The following is a 16,851-nucleotide window of genomic DNA, read 5'->3' on the forward strand; positions in this document are numbered from 1 at the left end:
ATCGGGGTAGCTCCGGACCGTCGCCAAAGGCCGGGGCCGGGGCTCAGACTCCCTGCGCCGCCGCGAAGCGTGCGGCATCCCACGTGCCCGAAAGCTCCGGCGCCAGCCAGTTCACCGCGCCCTGGCGGAAGTCGGCGGGCGCCAACGACCCCGCCCCCTCCGGAAGCGCGCCCAGCAGTGCCGCCCCCGCCGCCTCCGGCAGTTCCGGGAGGTTGCACCGCATGGCCAGATCCGGCGCGGCCGGCCAGCTGCCGATGACCACGCCCGCCCGTCGCAGCCCCCGCGCGGCCAGCGCCTCCGCGGTCAGCGTCGTGACGTTGAGCGTGCCCAGCCCCGCCTGGGCGACGACGAGGACGGGCGCGTCCAGCAGTCCCGCCACGTCCGCGAGGGTCGAGCCCTCCTCGTCCAGCCGGACCAGCAGCCCGCCGGCGCCCTCGATCAGCACCAGGTCGTGGGTGAGCGCCAGTTCCCGCGCCGCCCGGACGATCTCGGCGGGCCGTACGGGCGCGAGGCCCGCGCGGCGGGCGGCCGTCGCGGGGGCCAACGGCTCGGGGAAACGGCCGAGTTCGACCCCGGTCACGGGACCCGCGAGCCGCAGCACCTCCGCCACGTCCCCCGGCTCGTTCACCGCGACCCCGGTCTGCGCGGGCTTGAGGACGGCCACCGAGCGGCCGGCGGCCAGCGCCGCCGCCGCTACGGCGGCCGTCACCACGGTCTTGCCGACCTCCGTGCCCGTACCCGTGACGACCAGCACCGACATGTCCTACCTCTTTCTCGACTCTTCCGCTACGCCACCCGCGCCGCGGCCTCCACCGCCGCGCAGATCCTCGCCACGTCCTCGTCGGCCGTGACGAACGGCGGCATGGTGTAGATCAGGTTCCGGAACGGCCGCAGCCACACCCCGGAGCCGACCACCGCACGGGTGGCCGCCGCCATGTCCACCTCGTGGTCGAGCTCGACGACGCCGATGGCGCCGAGCACCCGGACGTCCCGTACGCCCGGCAGGTCCGCGACGCCGGCCAGGCCGGCCCGCAGCCCCGCCTCGACCCGTTTGATGTCCGTCCGCCAGTCCCCCGAGAGCAGCAGCTCGATCGAGGCGTTGGCGATCGCGCAGGCCAGCGGGTTGCCCATGAACGTCGGGCCGTGCGCGAGCACCGGGACCTCGCCGGAGCTGATGCCCCGCGCCACCCGGGACGTGCACAGCGCCGCCGCGAGGGTGACATAGCCGCCGGTCAGCGCCTTGCCGACGCACATCGCGTCCGGGGTGACCCCCGCGTGGTCCGCCGCGAAGAGCGCGCCCGTACGGCCGAAGCCCGTGGCGATCTCGTCGAACACCAGCAGCACGTCGTGCTCGTCGCACAGCTCCCGCAACACCCGCAGGTACGCGGGGGAATGGAAGCGCATGCCGCCGGCGCCCTGCACCACCGGCTCCACGATCACGGCGGCCAGCCCATCGGCGTGCCGCGCCACCGTCTCGCGCAGGTGCGCGACATAGGCCGGGTCGGCTTCGTCCGTGAAGCCGCCGGGCGGGGCGTCCGCGAAGACGTGCTTCGGCAGCGCCCCGGACCACAGCTCGTGCATCCCGCCGTCGGGATCACAGACGGCCATCGGCTGCCAGGTGTCGCCGTGGTAACCGCCGCGCCAGGTCATCAGGCGCCGCTTCTCCGGCCGTCCCAGCGAACGCCAGTACTGGAGGCACATCTTGATCGCGACCTCGACCGACACCGAGCCGGAGTCGGCGAGGAAGACGTGCTCCAGCCCTTCGGGGGTGATGTCCACCAGGGTGGCGGCCAGCCGGACGGCGGGCTCGTGGGTGAGCCCGCCGAACATCACATGGCTCATCCGTCCCAGCTGCGCCTGGGCGGCCGCGTTGAGGACGGGGTGGTTGTAGCCGTGGACGGCCGACCACCACGACGACATCCCGTCGATCAACTCAGGTGAACCGTGGGCCGGTTCGGCCAGCCGCAGCCGCACCCCGGAGGCGGACTCGACGACCAGCGGCTCCTGGCGGCCCGGCATCGGGCCGTAGGGGTGCCAGACGTGCTGCCGGTCGAGATCGAGCAGCCGGCCGGGGTCGAGCGGCTCAGGCATTGGGCGGCAGGTCCGTCCCCGTGCCCCGGCGGCGCACGGCCACCAGGTCGCTGCGGACGTCGCCGGGCGCGGCCTGCCCCGTCGCACCGGCCGCACCGGCCTCTACGGATCCGACAACGGAGCCGACAGCCTCCGCCACCGGCGCCTCGGCCTCCGCCTCGGTCGTTCCGCAGACGCCCGCCGAGCCACAGCCGCCCGCCGCCGGAGCCGCGGCCTCCGCACCGCCGTCCCCGCACGGGCCGCAACCGCCGCCGCCCGCGTGCCCGCCACAACCACCTGCGGCGGAAACAGCGTCCGCCCGGTGCGCGGGCAGCGTCGACTCGCCCGCGCCCTCGACCTCGAAGCCCGCGTCCGCGATCATCGCCAGGTCGGCCTTGCCCTCCTGGCCCTCACTGGTCAGATAGTCGCCCAGGAAGATCGAGTTGGCGATCTCCAGCGCCAGCGGCTGCAGCGTCCGCAGGTGCACCTCGCGGCCGCCCGCCAGCCGGACCTCGACGTCCGGGCAGACGAACCGCGTCATCGCCAGGATCCGCAGGCAGCGCTGCGGGGTGAGGTGCCACTCCTTGGCCAGCGGCGTCCCCTCGAAGGGGATCAGGAAGTTGACCGGCACCGAGTCCGGGTCCAGCTCCCGCAGCGAGAAGACGACGTCCACCAGGTCGGCGTCGCTCTCGCCCATGCCCGCGATCAGGCCGGAGCAGGCGGACATGCCCGCCGCGTGGGCCTGCCGCACCGTCTCGACGCGGTCGGCGTAGGTGTGGGTGGTGGTGATGGCGCCGTAGGTGGCCTCGGAGGTGTTGAGGTTGTGGTTGTAGGCGTCGGCGCCCGCCTCGCGGAGTCGCTCGGCCTGGCCGTCGGAGAGCAGACCGAGGCAGGCGCACACCTCGACGCCCTCGTTCTGCTCCTTGATCGCCTCGATGGTCTTCGACACCCGGTCGACGTCCCGGTCCGTCGGACCGCGTCCGCTGGCGACCAGGCAGACCCGCTTCGCGCCGCCGGCGACACCGGCCGCGGCGGCCTTCGATGCCTCGTCCGGCTTCAGCCAGGTGTACTTGAGGATCTCGGCCTTGGAGCCGAGCCGCTGCGAGCAGTACGAGCAGTCCTCCGGGCAGAGGCCCGACTTGAGGTTGACGAGGTAGTTGAGCTTCACCCGTCGCCCGAACCACTTACGGCGTACCTTTCCGGCCGCCGCCACCACGTCGAGCAGCTCGTCGTCGGAGGTCGCCAGCACGGCGAGCGCCTCTTCGCGGGTCGGCAGCTCCCGCCGCAACCCCTTCTCCACCAGCGTGTTCAGCAGGTCCATGGCGCAGATCCTCGCGTACTCCACCGCCCCCGGCCAAGGAGAGATCGCACAACAGGCGGCATTCGAGGTGTGTGTATCGCCACATCCTGCCCCGGCCCCGGGACGGCTAGGTTTTATGCAAACCCACCAAACGCGAGGGACGGCCATGCACCGCGACCCGTTCGACTGGATCGACGAGCGGCAGGCGCGGCTGCGCACCGCCGGCCTCGTCCGCACCCTGCGGCCGCGCGCGGCCGACAGCGATCTCGTGGACCTGGCGGGAAACGACTATCTGGGGCTGACCCGCCATCCCGAGGTCACCGAGGCCGCCGCGGAAGCCGCCCGGCGCTGGGGCGCGGGGGCCACCGGCTCCCGGCTGGTCACCGGCACCACCGAACTGCACGCCCGGCTGGAGGAGGAACTGGCCGCGTTCTGCGGCTTCGAGGCCGCGCTGGTGTTCTCCTCCGGCTACACCGCGAACCTCGCCGCCGTCACCGCCCTGTCCGGCCCCGTCGGCAGCGGCACCCTCCTGGTCTGCGACGAGGGCAACCACGCCTCGCTGATCGACGGCTGCCGGCTCGCCCGCGCGGAGAAGGCCGTCGTCCGGCACGCCGAGCCGGAGGCCTTCGCCAAGGCCCTCGCCGCGCACGACGGCCGGGCGATCGCCGTCACCGACTCCGTCTTCTCCGTCGACGGCGACGCCGCACCGCTGGCCGCCCTCGCCGGGGTCTGCCGGGAGAGCGGCGCGGCGCTGCTCGTGGACGACGCCCACGGTCTCGGCGTCCTCGGCGACGGCGGCCGGGGCGCCCTCCACGCGGCCGGGCTCGCGGGCGACGCGGACGTCGTCGCCACCGTCACCCTGTCCAAGTCGCTGGGCGCCCAGGGCGGCGCCGTCCTCGGCCCGGCCCGGGTGATCGAGCACCTCGTCAGCACGGCCCGCACCTTCATCTTCGACACCGGTCTCGCCCCGGCGGCGGCCGGCGGCGCCCTGGCGAGCCTCGCGCTGCTGCGCCGCGAACCGGACCGCGCCGGGCGGGTCCGGGATGTGGCCACCGAGCTCCACCGCAGGGTGACCGAGGCGGGGCTCGTGGCCGTGCGCCCCGACGCGGCGGTGGTCTCCGTGCGGGCCCCCTCGCCCGAGGCCGCCGTGCGCTGGGCGGCGGACTGCCGGGCGGCCGGGCTCGCCGTCGGCTGCTTCCGGCCCCCGTCCGTGCCGGACGGCGTCTCGCGGTTGCGGCTGACCGCCCGGGCGGATCTGACGGACTCGGAGGTCGCGGCGGCGGCCGACACGATCGTACGGACCGCGCCGACCGCCGCCTGACGGTTCCGGCTTTCGTCGTGTCAGGCCCCGTCGGCGCCCTGGACCGGAACACGGACCGGGGCGTGGCCGAGGGCCCGGCCCGGGCCGGCGCCGTCCAGGTCCGTGACGAACGCGGACCAGGTGGTGCGGGGGAAGAGCAGGACCGGGCCGGCGTCGCGCCGTGAATCACGCACGGCGAGCAGCCCCGTACCCAGGAGCGCCGTCTCGACGCAGTTGTTCATTCCCGTGCTGTAGCTGCTGCGGTGCCATACCGCGTCGCACCGAGCGGGCTGGGCCGATGGAGAGGGTACGCACCGAGGCATTGCGGACATGTCGCCTCCCTACGCGCCGTCACTGATCCCGGCGATGTATTCCAACGTTTTCTCGTGCGACAGGGCGTGCGCCCGGAGCGTCGTGAATGCGGAGGCGTACGCCCGGAGGTCTTCTTTCCGCTCCAGATAGAGGCTACTCGTCAAGTGGTCGAGAACAACCACGTCCAGATCGGCGATGCGCGGAAATGAGAAGATAACGAAAGGACCGGTGATGCCGATATGGTTGCCGCTGGTGAACGGCAGTACGTGCAGCCGCACATGCGGCAGCGAGCCCCTTTCCAACAAATGCCGCAGCTGTCCCGCCATTACCTCGGGGCTGCCCACCTCGTGCCGCAGCACCGCCTCGTCCAGCACCGCGCACAGCTGCAGCGGACGGCTTCCCCCGAGCACCGCCTGCCGGGCCATCCGCACCCGCACGAGCTCCTCGACCTGCCGGGCCGGCGGCTCGCCGAGCGCCGCGCGGGTCACCGCCCGGGCGTAGTCGGGCGTCTGCAGCAGCCCGGGCACCACCGTGGTCTCCAGCGTGCGAGCGTGGGAGGCCTCCGACTCCAGGCTGATGAAGTCGAGATACGCCGAAGGCAGCAGGTCGCGGTAGGCGTACCACCAGCCGCGCCGTGATCCCTCCGCGTCCTTCGACCCCGCCCCGCACAGGGCCCCCAGCAGGGCCCGCAGCTCCGGGTCCGACACCCGGTAGACATCCAGCAGCCGGGTCACATCGGCGGGTTTCACGCCACTGCTGCCCGTCTCGATCCGGCTCACCTTCGACTGGTGCCAGCCGACCGCGCAGGCCGCCTCGCGGCTGGTCATCCCGGTCAGCTCGCGCTGGCGGCGCAGTTCCGCGCCGAGTTTGCGGCGGCGCACCGCGGGTCCGTACCGCATCAGCTCTCCCTCCCCGCCGCTCACATGGAAGCGTCGTGATAACCCTCGACGCGTTGTTCACACGCCCCGCGTCAGAGTCAATAAACCAGTGTCACGGCCAAATCCGGTCGCTCGTCGTAGAGTTCACCGCTTTGAGCGACAGATATATCCACAATCCGGTGGATCACACCCATCGTGGCCGTTATCAGTGGGACGCTGGCGCGAAGAGCCGGGCCGAGTCTCGGTGGGAAAGGGACAGCGCCATGGCTGATCACCAGGAAGCAACCGTCACCCTGCCGAGTGTGCCCGCCTCGGTCCGCGCCGCCCGTCGCCATGTCATGGACGTGCTCGCCACCTGGGGCCTGCCGGCCGGGACGGACCTGGCCGACACGATCCGGCTGATCCTCTCCGAGCTGGCCACCAACGCCGTGCAGCACACCCGGGGCCAGTCGCCCACCTTCACCGTGGAGCTCCGGCTGGACCGCGAGGAGCGCCTGCGCGTCGGGGTCACCGACAGCCATCCCCGCCACCCCAGGCGGCTGCCCGCCGACGGCCGGCAGGACAACGGCCGCGGCATGGTGATCGTCCGCGCGCTGACCGTCGAGTACGGCGGCAGGCTCGTCGTCACCCCGACCGCCGACGGCGGCAAGACGGTGTGGATCACGCTGCCCTGGACGGTGTCCGTCCGCTGACGGCAGCGCGGAGGGGCCGGGCGGAAGATCCGCCCGGCCCGGCGCTCTTGTGGAGCCGCACACAGGAACCGGTGGGTTCCGGATGTCGCTGGTGCCGCTGGGGGCACCGCACGGCAGTCGGGTCCGCTGCCACGGTAAGCGCGCCCGGCGCGCGGGGAGTCCGGCGCGACGGGTACGCCGATGGGATTCTGCGGGACGACGGGGGCGGGAAGCGGTAGCCGCGCCGGTCGTCACCCGCGCCGGTGGTTCAGTCGTTCACTCGGCCGTACGAGACGCTTCTGGTCCAGATGCGCTCGAGGCGGACGACCGAACCGGTCTTCGGGGCGTGCCAGATCAGATTGTTCCCGGCGTATATCCCCACGTGGTAGACGCCGCCCCGGCCGTGGAAGAACACCAGGTCGCCCTGTTCCCGCGAGAGGGAGGGGATGTGTTCGGTGCGGTTGTACTGCTCCTGAGCGGTACGGGGCAGCTGCTTGCCGACCCGTTTGAAGGAGTACTGCGTCAGCCCCGAGCAGTCGAAGCTGTACGGGCCCGTGCCACCCCACACATAGGGGGAGCCCGCCTTCGAGGCCGCGATCCACAGGGCTTTGGTGGAGATGGTTGCGGCTTCGGCGTCGTTGACGGCGCCGGGGCCCAGTACCGTTGCGCTGACGGCCGCCAGAGTCAGGGCGGATTTCACGGACAGGGGTACCACCCCGGCCCTGGACAGCCGTGAGGGACGTTTGTGCGCGCCCATGCCAAACCCTTCGTCAGCCGCCTGTGAAGGATGACCTGTCGGGTTCGGGCAGGCGAAGAATGCCCGGCCGCCGAGGCGGCTTCACCCCAAGGGATGGTCCGGTCCCTCCCTCGTCCCGAGGGCTGGTCCGGCCGTCCCGTCGTGCCTGGGTCCTCCATCCCCGCCGATGCACTCGTGTCGACCAGCGCCCGGGCGGCGGCGGGGTTCGGCGTCCGCCCGGACCGCCCCGCCGTGGTGGCGGGGTCTTGTCGTCGGAGGGATCTTGGCGCAGCCGCGCCGGACACGCCGAGGGGATCCAGGCATATGTGAGCCTCGTCACCGTTGGGTAATTCCGGTGGACGCGGGGCGATTTGACTCTCGCGGATCACCCCTGTTGAGCCGGTCACCTGCGGCGCGGACGATCACCGCGAGCGCAAACCGCGCGTACGGCCCGACATGATCACCACGGCTTGTCTACGATCGCATCCGCTGTCTGAAGGAGATCGAGGGAAGAATGTTTCCGCTCCTCAGTTCGCAGCCGGAGGCGGCAAGGTCACCCGCGACGCCCGGCGTTCGCCGTCCAGGACCCGCATCGCCCGCGCCAGCGTTCCCGCGAACACCTGTCGTTCGCCCCGTTCATGCATCGTCGCCAGCGCGTCACGCAGTCCCGCGGCCGCGACCACGAGCCTCTGCGCGGCTCGTAGCCCGCCGTACGTGTCCTGCGCACGCGCCGGGTTGATCCGGCCGAGCTGATCCAGTACTTCCAGATAACGGTCGACCAGCTCGCCCTCGGCCCGGGTCAGCGCGGGCAGCGGCGGCAGCTCCGGAGGGAACCGGTGGGACGGCTGCGGCACCCCGCTCACCTCCCCGCGGCCGGCGCGAGCCGCGCCCGGCGGTCGGTGACCACCGCGTCGGCCAGGCCGTGGGCCACGGCCCCCGCCGCGTCGAGGACGGTGTCGCGCTCGATGTCCCGCCGGACGCGCTCCGGGCTCCGCCCTGTGTGCAGCGCCAGCATCCCCACCAGGGTCTCGCGGGCGCGCAGCAGCTCCGCGGCCTGGATCTCCAGGTCCGAGGGCTGCCCCCGGACGGGCTCGGGCAGGGCCGGCTCATGGACGAGGACCCGGGAGTGCGGCAGCACCATCCGCTTGCCGGGGGTGCCGGCCGCCAGCAGCACCGCGGCGGCCGAGGCCGCCTGGCCCAGGCAGTAGGTCTGGATCTCGCAGTCGACATAGCGCATGGAGTCGTAGATGGCGCACATCGCGGAGAAGGAGCCGCCGGGGGAGTTGATGTAGAGCGCGATGTCCTGCCCGGGCGCCGTGTGCTCGAGGTACATCAGCTGGGCGATCACATCGCCCGCCGTCGCGTCGTCGAGGGCCGTGCCGAGGAAGATCACGCGCTCGGAGAACAGCTTGGAGTAGGGGTCCAGGGTGCGGGTCCCGCTGCTGGTGCGCTCGGTGAACTCCGGCAGGACGTGACGGGCGAGGGGTCGGGGCATGGCTGCGCCTTTCGATCGGTGCGATGGGTCGTCGCGATCGGTCTCTGTAAAAAATGTACAGGACGTACAGGCGATTAGAATGGGGTCATGGCCTACGAGATTCCTGTGACGCAAGCCCGAGCCGAGCTGGCGGACCTCATCAACCGTGTCGTCTACGGCGGCGAGCGGGTCGTCGTCACCCGTCACGGGAAGCCGCTGGTGGCCCTGGTCTCCGCCGACGACCTGCGGCGACTCGAGGAGGACGCGGCGTCCGCCGCGACCGCGCCCGAGGAGCCGGTGATCAGCACGGTCGCCACGGTCCGCCCGATGCCGTCGTCCGCTCCGGGCGAACGCGGCCGCTTCGGTATCGCGGCCGAGCACCGCGACCCGGGGGGTGCCGCGCACCGCTGACGCCCCGTCGCGGACCGGCGCGTGGGTGCCGGTCATGGGCACACCAAAAATCGGTCATCCCGGTTAACGCGTTGGAAAAGCTTGCGCCCTAATCTGCGGTCAGGGGCCGCGGGGAGAAGAACCCCAGGTCAACACTGTGTTGAGGTGGGATACATGCAACTTTCCCCGCACGAGCAGGAACGACTGCTCATCCATGTGGCCGCCGACGTCGCGGAGCGGCGCAGGGCCCGCGGGCTGCGCCTCAACCACCCCGAAGCGGTGGCCCTGATCACCTCGCACATCCTCGAGGGCGCCCGCGACGGCCGTACCGTCGCCGAGCTGATGTCCTCGGGGCGCAAGGTGCTCACCCGTGACGAGGTCATGGACGGCATCCCCGAGATGATCCACGACGTCCAGGTCGAGGCCACCTTCCCGGACGGGACGAAGCTCGTCACCGTCCACGAACCCATCGCGTGACGGGGGGCACCGTGATTCCCGGAGAGATCCTCCACGCCGACGCGCCCGTGCGGCTCAACGAAGGGCCGCGTCGCACCCGGCTGACCGTCCTCAACGCCGCCGACCGGCCCGTCCAGGTCGGCTCGCACTACCACTTCGCCGAGGCCAACCCGGGCCTCGCCTTCGACCGCGCGGCCGCCCACGGCATGCGCCTCGACATCGCCGCCGGCACCGCCGTGCGCTTCGAGCCGGGCATCCCGGTCGAGATCGATCTCGTGCCCATCGGCGGCAAGCGCGTCGTCGAGGGGCTGCGCGGGGAGTGCGGGGGCCCGCTCGATGCCTGAGCTGACCCGCGCCGAGTACGCCGCGCTCTACGGGCCGACGGCCGGCGACCGGATCCGGCTCGCCGACACGAGCCTGCTGATCGAGATCGAGGAGGACCGCTGCGGCGGCCCCGGCCACGCCGGGGACGAGGCGGTCTTCGGTGGCGGCAAGGTCATCCGCGAGTCGATGGGCCAGTCGCGCGTCACCCGCGCCGAGGGCGCCCCCGACACCGTGATCACCGGCGCCGTCGTCCTCGACCACTGGGGGATCGTCAAGGCCGACGTCGGCATCCGCGACGGACGGATCACCGGCATCGGCAAGGCCGGCAACCCCGACACCATGGACGGCGTCCACCCCGACCTCGTCATCGGCCCCGAGACGGAGATCATCTCCGGCAACGGCAGGATCCTCACCGCCGGCGCCGTCGACGCCCACGTCCACTTCATCTGCCCCCAGCTCGCCGACGAGGCGCTGGCCTCCGGCGTCACCACGCTCGTGGGCGGCGGCACCGGACCCGCCGAGGGCAGCAAGGCCACCACCATCACCCCCGGCTCCTGGCACCTCGCCCGGATGTTCGAGGCGATGGAGGGTCACCCCGTCAACATCGGCTTCCTCGGCAAGGGCAACACCGTCTCGTACGACGCGATGCGCGCCCAACTGCGCGCCGGTGCCGTCGGATTCAAGATCCATGAGGACTGGGGTGCCACCCCCGCCGCCATCGACGCCTGCCTGAGCGTGTGCGAGGAGAGCGGCGCCCAGCTCGCCATCCACACGGACACCCTCAACGAGGCGGGCTTCGTCGGCGACACCCTCGCCGCCATCGCCGGACGCTCCATCCACGCGTACCACACCGAGGGTGCGGGCGGCGGGCACGCGCCCGACATCATCACGGTGGTCTCCGAGGCCAACGTCCTCCCCAGCTCCACCAACCCCACCCGGCCCCACACCGTCAACACCGTCGAGGAACACCTCGACATGCTGATGGTCTGCCACCACCTCAACCCCGCCGTCCCCGAGGACCTCGCCTTCGCCGAGTCCCGGATCCGCCCCGGCACGATCGCCGCCGAGGACGTCCTCCACGACCTCGGCGCCATATCGATCATCTCCTCCGACTCCCAGGCCATGGGCCGCATCGGCGAGGTCGTCCTGCGGACCTGGCAGACCGCGCACGTGATGAAGGAACGGCGCGGCGCCCTGCCCGGCGACGGCCGGGCCGACAACCGGCGGGCCCGCCGCTACGTCGCCAAGTACACGATCAACCCCGCCGTCGCCCAGGGCCTCGACCACGAGATCGGCTCCGTCGAGACCGGCAAGCTCGCCGACCTGGTGCTGTGGGAGCCCGCGTTCTTCGGCGTCCGGCCGTTGCTCGTCCTCAAGGGCGGACAGATCGCCTACGCGCAGATGGGCGACGCCAACGCCTCCATCCCCACCCCCCAGCCCATCCTGCCGCGCCCCATGTTCGGCGCCCGGGGCAGGGCACCCGCCGCCAACTCCCTCAACTTCGTCACCCAGTGGGCGCTGGACGACGGGCTGCCCGAACGGCTGGGCCTGGGCAAACGCTTCGTCCCCATCCTCGGCACCCGCCGCCTCACCAAGGCGGACATGCGCGAGAACGACGCCCGCCCCCGGGTCGAGGTGGACCCGGACACCTTCACCGTGTCGATCGAGGGCGAGCTGGTCGAGCCGCGCCCGGCGGTGGAGCTGCCCATGGCCCAGCGGTACTTCCTCTTCTGACGGGCGTCATTCGATGAGCACCATCTCCGACCGGGCGCCTTCCGACCGGGCGCCTTCCGGCAGCGCGCCTTCCGGCCGGGCGCCGATGGGCGTCATGTCCGCCGCGCTCCTCGTCCTGGCCGACGGCCGCTTCCCCGCCGGGGGCCACGCCCACTCCGGTGGCGCCGAGGCGGCCGTCAAGGCCGGCCGGGTCATGGACGGCGCGTCCTTGGAGGCGTTCTGCCGGGGGCGGCTGCACACCGCCGGGCTGACGGCGGCGGGGCTCGCCGCCGCCACGGCCGCCGGGATCGACCCGCTCGCCGTCGACGCGGCCGCCGACGCCCGCACTCCTTCGCCGGCCCTGCGCGCAGCCGCGCGCCGGCTCGGCCGCCAGCTGATGCGCGCCGCGCGCGCCGCCTGGCCGTCGCCCGAACTCGACGCCCTCGCGGCGGCCTTCCCACGCGGCGCCCACCAGCCCGTCGTCCTCGGGCTGGTCGCCCGCGCCGCCGGGCTCGGCCCGCTGGCCGTCGCCCACGCCGCCGCGTACGAGGCGGTGAGCGGGCCGGCGACGGCGGTGGTGCGGCTGCTGAGCCTCGACCCGTTCGAGGCGACGGCGGTGCTGGCGCGGCTGGCGCCGGAGCTGGACGAGGTGGCCGCCTCGGCGGCCGAGGCGGCGCTGCGGGCGCTCGACGAGGGGCTCGACGCCCTCCCCGCGTCGGCGGCGCCGCTGCTCGACATCACGGCGGAGCAGCACGCGGCTTGGCCGGTGCGGCTGTTCGCCACATAGCCGCTGTCACCCGGGGGCTCCGCCCCCGGACCCCCGCTCCTCGAACGCCGAAGGGGCTGAACTCAGCCCGTCCGGCGCTCGAGGACACCAACTCCCCGGAGGACAACCAATGCACCTCGACCACCCCACCGCCTACCCCCACCGCCACACCTACACCGCCGCCACCCCCACCCGCCCCGACGGCACCCGCCGGGCCCTCCGTATCGGCCTCGGCGGGCCCGTCGGTTCCGGGAAGACGGCGACGGTCGCCGCCCTGTGCCGCGCGCTGCGCGACCAGTTGTCCATCGCCGTCGTCACCAACGACATCTACACCCGCGAGGACGCCGAGTTCCTGCTGCGCAACGCCGTGCTGGCGCCCGAGCGCATCACCGCCGTGGAGACGGGCGCCTGCCCGCACACCGCCATCCGCGACGACATCTCCGCGAACCTCGAAGCGGTCGAGGACCTGGAGGACTCGGTCGGCCCGCTCGACCTCGTCCTCGTGGAGTCCGGCGGCGACAACCTCACCGCCACCTTCTCCAAGGGCCTCGTCGACGCGCAGATCTTCGTCATCGACGTGGCCGGCGGCGACGACATCCCCCGCAAGGGCGGCCCCGGCCTGACCACCGCCGATCTGCTGGTCGTCAACAAGACCGACCTCGCCCCGTACGTCGGCGTCGACCTGGAGGGCATGGCGCGCGACGCCAAGGCCCAGCGCGGGGAGCTCCCGGTGGCCTTCACCTCGCTCGCCACGGAGGGCGGCGTCGCCCCCGTGCGGGACTGGGTGCTCGAGCGGCTCGCGGCCTGGGCGGCGGCGTGACACCGTCGGTCGCCATGGCCACGGCGCTCGCGCCCGACCCCGCCGGCGTGGTGGCGGCGGCCCGGATCGTCGCCGCCCCCGACGGCAGGGGCGCCACCGCCCTGCCCGTCCTGGAGGGGGGAGGCCCCTTCGCCCTGCGCCGGGTCGGCGGGCGTGGGGCGGAAGCTCGGGTGGCGCTCGTGGGCGCCATGAGCGCCCCGCTCGGCGGCGACCGGCTGACGCTCGACGCCCGCGTCGAGGCCGGCGCCGCGCTGGCCTTCTCCACCACGGCCGCCACGATCGCCCTGCCGGGCCGTACGGGCGCGCCCGCCACCTACGACACCCGTATCGACGTGGCCGAGGGCGCCGCCCTGCGCTGGCTGCCCGAGCCGCTGATCTCCGCGCACGGCAGCGACGTCCGGACGACCACGCGCGTCGCGCTCGGCGCCGGGGCCCGGCTGCTGCTCCGCGAGGAGCAGGTCCTGGGCCGGGCGGACGAGCTCCCGGGGCGGCTGCGCTCACGGCTGACGATCCATCAGGCCGGGCGGCCGCTGTTCGACCAGGAGCTGCGTTACGGGCCGGGGGCGCCCGGCTGGGACGGCGGCGCGGTGCTCGGGGGGCACCGCGCGGTCGGCCAGCTCGTCGTCGTCCACCCGGTCTTCGAGGAACGGCCGATGGCGGCCCGGCCGCTCGGTGCGACCGCCGCCGTCACACCGCTCGCCGGTCCGGCCGTCGTGGTGAGCGCGGTCGCGCGGGACGCACTCGAGCTGCGCAAGGTACTGGATTCCTGGGCAAGCGAGCTGAACGACATAATCCGGGCGTTTTAGCGCCAGTTGGGGTGAAGGCCACCAGTCGTGTCGCGCCTCGTTACGTCATCTTTACGGATTAGTAAAGAACGCCCTCACACCCTGTCCTTTGTGGCAGGGGAGACGAAAAGATTCCCACCTGCAGACCGCGTGATCATCGCTGCCTTCCGGGCGGCGCACGAAGCAGGGGGAATTACTGTCTTGAGACCCAACGCGATAGCCGGCGCGGCCGGCACCGTGCTGGCCGGCACGCTCGTCGCCGGCTTCCTGGCCGCACCGACGGCGGGCGCGGCGCAGGCCGTGCCGGGAGGCGCTGCCGAGGCCAAGGGCGTGAAGATCGCCGCCGAGCGGGCCGCGAAGTCGGGCGTGAAGTGGCAGGACTGTCCTGCCGACTGGGGGCAGCTGCCGAAGCCCATCCAGTGCGGCTTCGTCACGGTCCCCGTCGACTACGCCAAGCCCAACGGCCGCACCATCCAGATCGCCGTGGACCGGGCCAAGTCCACCGGCACCGCGAGCGAGCGCCAGGGCGCGCTCGTCTACAACCCGGGCGGCCCGGGCGGTTCCGGCCTGCGCTTCCCCACGCGGGTCACGAGCAAGAACCCGCTCTACGTCAACATCGCCAAGGCGTACGACTTCGTGGGCTTCGACCCGCGCGGCGTCGGCCGCTCCGCCCCGATCTCCTGCGTCGACCCCCAGGAGTTCGCCAAGGCCCCCAAGGCCGACCCGGTCCCCTCCGGCGAGGCCGACAAGCGCGCCCAGCGCAAGCTGGCCAAGGAGTACGCGGACGGCTGCTTCGAGCGCAGCGGTGACCTCCTGCCGTACCTGACGACGATGAACACCGCCCGTGACGTGGACGTCGTCCGTGCCGCCCTCGGCGAGAAGAAGCTGAACTACCTCGGTGTCTCCTACGGCACCTACCTGGGCGCCGTCTACGGCACGCTCTTCCCGTCGCACGTCCGTCGCATGATCGTCGACAGCGTCGTGAACCCGGCCCAGGACAACATCTGGTACAAGGCCAACCTCGAGCAGGACATCGCCTTCGAGGGCCGGTTCAAGGACTGGGAGAAGTGGGTCGCCCAGCACGACGACGCCTTCCACCTCGGCACCACCCAGGCCACGGTCCACCAGAACTGGCTGAAGCTCCGCGCCTCCGCCAAGGCCAAGCCCATCGGCGGGGTCGTCGGCCCGGCCGAGCTGATCGGCTGGTTCCAGAAGGCCGCGTACTACGACTCCTCGTGGGTGCCGGTCGCCCAGACCTGGAGCAAGTACGTCGCCGGTGACGAGAAGCCGCTGATCGAGGCGGCCGGCCCGAACATGGCCGACAAGGCCGGCAACATCGCCGCGGAGAACGGCAACGCCGTCTACACCGCGGTCGAGTGCGCCGACGCCAAGTGGCCCACCAGCTGGAACAAGTGGGACCGGGACAACACCCGCGTGGACCGTCAGGCCCCGTTCATGACGTGGTCCAACGCGTGGATGAACCTGCCCTGCGCCACCTGGAAGGGCCCGCAGTACAACCCGATCGAGGTCACCACGCACAAGGGCCTGCCGCAGACCCTCATCGTGCAGTCCGACCGTGACGCCGCCACCCCCTACGAGGGCGCGGTCGAGCTGCACAAGCGCTTCCGCGGCTCGCAGCTGATCACGGAGAAGGGCGCCGGCTCCCACGGCGTCACGGGCCTCGTCAACCCCTGCATCAACACCAAGGTTGACGCGTATCTCCTGACCGGCAAGCTCACCGGCGGCTCCGACGTGACGTGCACCCCGCACGCCACCCCCGAGCCCCCGAAGGCCACCGCCGCCAAGTAGTTCCCGGTAGCGGTACGTCGAGCACCCGTGCCCCGGCCCATTGTGGGTCGGGGCACGGGTGTTTTCGGAGGTGTTTCAGTCCACCCACACGCGGGCCAGGCACCTACGGGCGTACGGGTCGGGCGGGTCGGTGAAGGCGGTGCGGCCGTGCAGCACGACGGTGTTGTCCACCCAGAGAAAGTCTCCCGGACGGAGGGGGACGCGCAGGACGGTGCGCGGGTCGGACAGGATCCGGTCGACGGCGTCGAGAGCCGCCTGCTCGCCGGGGGTCAGGGTCGCGCCGGCTTCGTGCTGGGCGCGTTCGATCCCGCGCCGGTTGTAGTGCACGCGCAGGTCGGCGCCGTGCCGCTGGAAGACGGGGCGGAGCCGGTCGAAGCCGGTTCCCCGGCCGAAGTGGAAGTCCTGATAGAGGCGGGGCAGGGCCCAGGGGCTCTCCGCGAGCAGGCTGTTGTGCACGGTATGGCCGCTGGCCAGCAGCGTCTCCCCGCCTTGTGCCGCCTGTCGCACACACAGCAGCCCCAGCAGCCTTGGCGGATGGGGTGCCGGGGTCCGGTCGGTGTGGAGACCCAGAGCGAGGTCGGTCTTGCCCAGTCCGGCAGCGTCGGACACGGTGATGAGGTCACCGGGGTCCGCCGGCCTCACAGCCCCCAGCGAGGCGGCGAGTTGCCGGCCCATCGCGGCGCACTCCTGATCGGAGCGGCCATCTACCGGAAAGCCGCGGATCACGACGAACCCGCGGCCGTTCCGCAGGCGCCGGGTCACCTGCGCGGCCAGGTCCGCCGGTGCGCGCGAGCAGGCGGGCGGCAGCGGGAGCAGCCAGTCCGCCTCGCCGACGGCTTGGCGATCCCACGCCGTGAGTGCTTCGACCGGGGCGGGTCGGGTCATCCGCTCACCTTTCCGCGACGGCTGCCTGCCGACAGATTCCCTCCAGGAACGTAGCGGACGGTGGAGACCGAGTGCAGTCCCGGTGCGCCCCGTTCCGGGCGGCGACGAAGGAAACCCGGCGGTGCGAGGCGCCGCCCCTCGCCGACATCCGCCGCCCCGCCG

The 16,851-nt window shown here is 72.6% G+C and carries 19 protein-coding genes; 10 read left to right on the forward strand and 9 right to left on the reverse strand.

The window, feature by feature from the left end; all coding sequences use genetic code 11:
* Positions 1–43: 43 nt before the first annotated feature.
* Genes bioD through bioB form a run of 3 tightly spaced genes read right to left on the reverse strand, consistent with a single transcriptional unit; the run spans position 44 to position 3,391 of the window.
* Entirely contained in the window at positions 44–760 is a 717-nt protein-coding gene (gene bioD, locus EKH77_RS28645; protein WP_126917155.1) for a dethiobiotin synthase, read from the reverse strand.
* A gap of 26 nt (positions 761–786) precedes the next feature.
* Positions 787–2,091, reverse strand: coding sequence for an adenosylmethionine--8-amino-7-oxononanoate transaminase (locus tag EKH77_RS28650; protein WP_126917156.1), 1,305 nt, complete (start codon positions 2,089–2,091; stop codon positions 787–789).
* Entirely contained in the window at positions 2,084–3,391 is a 1,308-nt protein-coding gene (gene bioB / locus EKH77_RS28655; protein ID WP_126917157.1) for a biotin synthase BioB, read from the reverse strand. The genes EKH77_RS28650 and bioB overlap by 8 nt, the downstream gene beginning before the upstream one ends.
* Before the next feature lie 145 nt (positions 3,392–3,536).
* On the opposite strand from bioB, the gene EKH77_RS28660 reads away from it, so the two are divergent.
* Positions 3,537–4,691, forward strand: a complete 1,155-nt coding sequence (locus tag EKH77_RS28660) for an 8-amino-7-oxononanoate synthase (RefSeq protein WP_126917158.1) — start codon at positions 3,537–3,539, stop codon at positions 4,689–4,691.
* A gap of 20 nt (positions 4,692–4,711) precedes the next feature.
* Here the strand turns inward: EKH77_RS28660 and EKH77_RS28665 are convergent, their stop codons facing one another.
* Positions 4,712–5,002 carry a DUF397 domain-containing protein gene (locus EKH77_RS28665; RefSeq protein WP_126917159.1) on the reverse strand — a complete coding sequence of 97 codons (291 nt, stop codon included), beginning with the start codon at positions 5,000–5,002 and terminating at the stop codon, positions 4,712–4,714.
* A gap of 9 nt (positions 5,003–5,011) precedes the next feature.
* Entirely contained in the window at positions 5,012–5,881 is an 870-nt protein-coding gene (locus EKH77_RS28670) for a helix-turn-helix domain-containing protein (protein WP_126917160.1), read from the reverse strand.
* A 242-nt stretch (positions 5,882–6,123) separates the two neighbouring features.
* On the opposite strand from EKH77_RS28670, the gene EKH77_RS28675 reads away from it, so the two are divergent.
* Entirely contained in the window at positions 6,124–6,552 is a 429-nt protein-coding gene (locus EKH77_RS28675; protein ID WP_126917161.1) for an ATP-binding protein, read from the forward strand.
* A gap of 247 nt (positions 6,553–6,799) precedes the next feature.
* Here EKH77_RS28675 and EKH77_RS28680 read toward each other — a convergent pair whose 3' ends face one another.
* From EKH77_RS28680 to EKH77_RS28690, 3 genes are all read right to left on the reverse strand, one after another.
* The gene (locus EKH77_RS28680) at positions 6,800–7,288 is read right to left on the reverse strand and encodes a C40 family peptidase (protein WP_126917162.1); all 489 of its coding nucleotides are present in this window, start codon (positions 7,286–7,288) and stop codon (positions 6,800–6,802) included.
* A 506-nt stretch (positions 7,289–7,794) separates the two neighbouring features.
* Complete coding sequence (locus tag EKH77_RS28685) at positions 7,795–8,121, reverse strand: hypothetical protein (RefSeq protein WP_126917163.1); 327 nt, start codon at positions 8,119–8,121, stop codon at positions 7,795–7,797.
* A gap of 5 nt (positions 8,122–8,126) precedes the next feature.
* The gene (locus tag EKH77_RS28690) at positions 8,127–8,762 is read right to left on the reverse strand and encodes an ATP-dependent Clp protease proteolytic subunit (protein ID WP_126917164.1); all 636 of its coding nucleotides are present in this window, start codon (positions 8,760–8,762) and stop codon (positions 8,127–8,129) included.
* Between the two features lie 87 nt (positions 8,763–8,849).
* On the opposite strand from EKH77_RS28690, the gene EKH77_RS28695 reads away from it, so the two are divergent.
* From EKH77_RS28695 to EKH77_RS28730, 8 genes are all read left to right on the forward strand, one after another.
* Complete coding sequence (locus EKH77_RS28695; protein WP_126917165.1) at positions 8,850–9,152, forward strand: type II toxin-antitoxin system Phd/YefM family antitoxin; 303 nt, start codon at positions 8,850–8,852, stop codon at positions 9,150–9,152.
* Between the two features lie 153 nt (positions 9,153–9,305).
* Positions 9,306–9,608: an urease subunit gamma gene (locus tag EKH77_RS28700; protein WP_126917166.1), complete on the forward strand. Its 303-nt coding sequence runs from the start codon at positions 9,306–9,308 to the stop codon at positions 9,606–9,608.
* 11 nt (positions 9,609–9,619) lie between these two features.
* Positions 9,620–9,931, forward strand: a complete 312-nt coding sequence (locus tag EKH77_RS28705; protein WP_126918354.1) for an urease subunit beta — start codon at positions 9,620–9,622, stop codon at positions 9,929–9,931.
* The gene (locus EKH77_RS28710; protein ID WP_126917167.1) at positions 9,924–11,645 is read left to right on the forward strand and encodes an urease subunit alpha; all 1,722 of its coding nucleotides are present in this window, start codon (positions 9,924–9,926) and stop codon (positions 11,643–11,645) included. Before EKH77_RS28705 ends, EKH77_RS28710 begins: the two co-directional genes overlap by 8 nt.
* A gap of 85 nt (positions 11,646–11,730) precedes the next feature.
* The gene (locus tag EKH77_RS28715) at positions 11,731–12,411 is read left to right on the forward strand and encodes an urease accessory protein UreF (protein ID WP_126918355.1); all 681 of its coding nucleotides are present in this window, start codon (positions 11,731–11,733) and stop codon (positions 12,409–12,411) included.
* A 109-nt stretch (positions 12,412–12,520) separates the two neighbouring features.
* Positions 12,521–13,210, forward strand: coding sequence for an urease accessory protein UreG (ureG, locus tag EKH77_RS28720; RefSeq protein WP_126917168.1), 690 nt, complete (start codon positions 12,521–12,523; stop codon positions 13,208–13,210).
* A 14-nt stretch (positions 13,211–13,224) separates the two neighbouring features.
* Entirely contained in the window at positions 13,225–14,016 is a 792-nt protein-coding gene (locus EKH77_RS28725) for an urease accessory protein UreD (RefSeq protein WP_126917169.1), read from the forward strand.
* A 180-nt stretch (positions 14,017–14,196) separates the two neighbouring features.
* Positions 14,197–15,804, forward strand: a complete 1,608-nt coding sequence (locus EKH77_RS28730) for an alpha/beta hydrolase (RefSeq protein ID WP_126917170.1) — start codon at positions 14,197–14,199, stop codon at positions 15,802–15,804.
* A gap of 75 nt (positions 15,805–15,879) precedes the next feature.
* On the opposite strand, the gene EKH77_RS28735 is transcribed toward EKH77_RS28730, so the two are convergent.
* The gene (locus EKH77_RS28735; RefSeq protein WP_164737890.1) at positions 15,880–16,689 is read right to left on the reverse strand and encodes a TauD/TfdA family dioxygenase; all 810 of its coding nucleotides are present in this window, start codon (positions 16,687–16,689) and stop codon (positions 15,880–15,882) included.
* Positions 16,690–16,851 lie beyond the last annotated feature (162 nt).

This window comes from Streptomyces luteoverticillatus, assembly GCF_003970715.1.
GTDB classification, from domain to species: Bacteria; Actinomycetota; Actinomycetes; order Streptomycetales; family Streptomycetaceae; genus Streptomyces; species Streptomyces abikoensis.

What these genes read in the sequence shown, in the direction of transcription:
- bioD (WP_126917155.1), bottom strand. Translation starts at nt 760, where the DNA reads ATGTCGGTGCTGGTCGTCACGGGTACGGGCACGGAGGTCGGCAAGACC.
- EKH77_RS28650 (WP_126917156.1), bottom strand. Translation starts at nt 2,091, where the DNA reads ATGCCTGAGCCGCTCGACCCCGGCCGGCTGCTCGATCTCGACCGGCAG.
- bioB (WP_126917157.1), bottom strand. Translation starts at nt 3,391, where the DNA reads ATGGACCTGCTGAACACGCTGGTGGAGAAGGGGTTGCGGCGGGAGCTG.
- EKH77_RS28660 (WP_126917158.1), top strand. Translation starts at nt 3,537, where the DNA reads ATGCACCGCGACCCGTTCGACTGGATCGACGAGCGGCAGGCGCGGCTG.
- EKH77_RS28665 (WP_126917159.1), bottom strand. Translation starts at nt 5,002, where the DNA reads ATGTCCGCAATGCCTCGGTGCGTACCCTCTCCATCGGCCCAGCCCGCT.
- EKH77_RS28670 (WP_126917160.1), bottom strand. Translation starts at nt 5,881, where the DNA reads ATGCGGTACGGACCCGCGGTGCGCCGCCGCAAACTCGGCGCGGAACTG.
- EKH77_RS28675 (WP_126917161.1), top strand. Translation starts at nt 6,124, where the DNA reads ATGGCTGATCACCAGGAAGCAACCGTCACCCTGCCGAGTGTGCCCGCC.
- EKH77_RS28680 (WP_126917162.1), bottom strand. Translation starts at nt 7,288, where the DNA reads ATGGGCGCGCACAAACGTCCCTCACGGCTGTCCAGGGCCGGGGTGGTA.
- EKH77_RS28690 (WP_126917164.1), bottom strand. Translation starts at nt 8,762, where the DNA reads ATGCCCCGACCCCTCGCCCGTCACGTCCTGCCGGAGTTCACCGAGCGC.
- EKH77_RS28695 (WP_126917165.1), top strand. Translation starts at nt 8,850, where the DNA reads ATGGCCTACGAGATTCCTGTGACGCAAGCCCGAGCCGAGCTGGCGGAC.
- EKH77_RS28700 (WP_126917166.1), top strand. Translation starts at nt 9,306, where the DNA reads ATGCAACTTTCCCCGCACGAGCAGGAACGACTGCTCATCCATGTGGCC.
- EKH77_RS28710 (WP_126917167.1), top strand. Translation starts at nt 9,924, where the DNA reads ATGCCTGAGCTGACCCGCGCCGAGTACGCCGCGCTCTACGGGCCGACG.
- EKH77_RS28715 (WP_126918355.1), top strand. Translation starts at nt 11,731, where the DNA reads ATGGGCGTCATGTCCGCCGCGCTCCTCGTCCTGGCCGACGGCCGCTTC.
- ureG (WP_126917168.1), top strand. Translation starts at nt 12,521, where the DNA reads ATGCACCTCGACCACCCCACCGCCTACCCCCACCGCCACACCTACACC.
- EKH77_RS28725 (WP_126917169.1), top strand. Translation starts at nt 13,225, where the DNA reads ATGGCCACGGCGCTCGCGCCCGACCCCGCCGGCGTGGTGGCGGCGGCC.
- EKH77_RS28735 (WP_164737890.1), bottom strand. Translation starts at nt 16,689, where the DNA reads ATGACCCGACCCGCCCCGGTCGAAGCACTCACGGCGTGGGATCGCCAA.